1 protein-coding gene is annotated in these 1,515 nt (G+C 64.1%); it reads right to left on the bottom strand.

Annotation, left to right across the window (positions count from 1 at the left end):
* On the bottom strand, positions 1-1,515 hold a 1,515-nt coding region (locus ACFW3F_RS25485), incomplete at both ends, for a methyltransferase (RefSeq protein ID WP_388062493.1).

Below are 1,515 nucleotides of genomic sequence, written 5' to 3'. Positions count from 1 at the left end.
CCGATCAACCTTGCCCGAACCGGTCAACGGCAAGGCATCGAGCACGACAATCTGCGCGGGCACCATGTAATCAGGCAACGCCGCAGCGACCGCAGCGCGGACGTCGGCGACACGGACGTTTGCCTGCGGGTCGTTGGCATACACCGACAGAGGTCCCGGTCGAGCCGGTGGGAGATAGACGTCGGTCCACTGGAGCGGGGCCGAGCCGGGATTCTCGTCGTAGACGTACACAACATCCATCGCGTCGGAACGTGAGGACCAGGTGACTGCGGTGCGGTAGCCATGTTCTGCGCCGAGTAAATGTAGTTGTTCGGGTGTTGCGGCCGCAGTGTCGTCTGTGCATCGCTCGGCTAGCGCATCGGATATCGGCAACCCGCTGTGCAGGGCGTGATCGGCGCGTATGTCGCCGATCAGTCCCGTGCGGGGGATCCCGGTTACTCGGACCGCACTCAGCAGTTCTTTTCTGAGTCGGTCGCCGAGTTCTAACAGGCTCCACTGGTCGTCCCACACCCACACCGATGTCGGGGTGAGGGCCGGAGTGCGGACCGATCCCTTGCGGATCACGACATCATAGCGGTGCCAGGTGAGTTCGTTGGCTGCGTGTCCGCGCTTTAGCTGAATGTCCAGACTGCCGACGTCGAGGCGGTCTGCCGCCCAGAGCGTGAAGAACTGAGGGGAGAGAAGCAGCTCGGGCTCGCCGACGACGGCGCGCCGGATTTGGTCCCGCACGTCGGTGTCATCGGCTGCGGTGTCGACCCGAGCCAGGGCGACGCCGGTCTCAAATGCTCGCTGCAGCGCATGGTTGCGCACGTCTCCCAGGAACAATTCACCACCGGGGGCGAGCAGGCCCATCGCCTTGTCGAGGACATCTATGAGGTATCCCGCGTCCGGGAAGTACTGCACCACCGAGTTCACGACCACTGAGTCGAAGTATTCCGTCGGCAACCCGTCGACAACGTGTGCGGGCTGTGCGGACAGCTGGACGCGGTGCCGCCAAGGCAATGCCATGTCGTCGAGCCAGCGGCGCAGATTGGTGACGGCTACTGAAGACACGTCGGTGGCCCAGCACTCGTCACACGCGGGTCCGAGCTGCGACAGCAGGAGCCCTGTGCCGACACCGATCTCGAGGACCCGGTTCGGGCGCGCGCGAAGAATCCGGTCGACCGTCTTGTCACGCCACTCAAGCATTTCAGCGACTGGAATGGGCTCGTCGGTGTAGCTGCTGTTCCAACCAAGGAAGTCCTCGCCGAACCGGCGGTGAACGGCGTCCCGTCCTGAGTAGAAGTCGTGGTAGAAGTCGTCGTAGAGTTCCTCGCGCTCCCCGACGACCTCAGATTCCACGGCGTCGCCATGGTCCAGGCCCGCCGCGGCGTCCAAGGTGATGTAGCCGATCAGGTGAGCAATCGACTCGGTCCCGTCGCCGGTTCCGGTGCTGTGGTGGACGGTAGCGACAGCGGCATTCACGCCGGGGCATGCGCGTAGGGCGGTTTCGATATCGCCGAGTTCGATGCGCAT

Origin of the sequence: Gordonia sp. NPDC058843 (genome assembly GCF_042743165.1) — a bacterium.
In the GTDB taxonomy this organism is placed as follows: domain Bacteria; phylum Actinomycetota; class Actinomycetes; order Mycobacteriales; family Mycobacteriaceae; genus Gordonia.
Note: the sequence above shows the minus strand (reverse complement) of the source record. Positions and strands in the feature narration are given on the sequence as shown.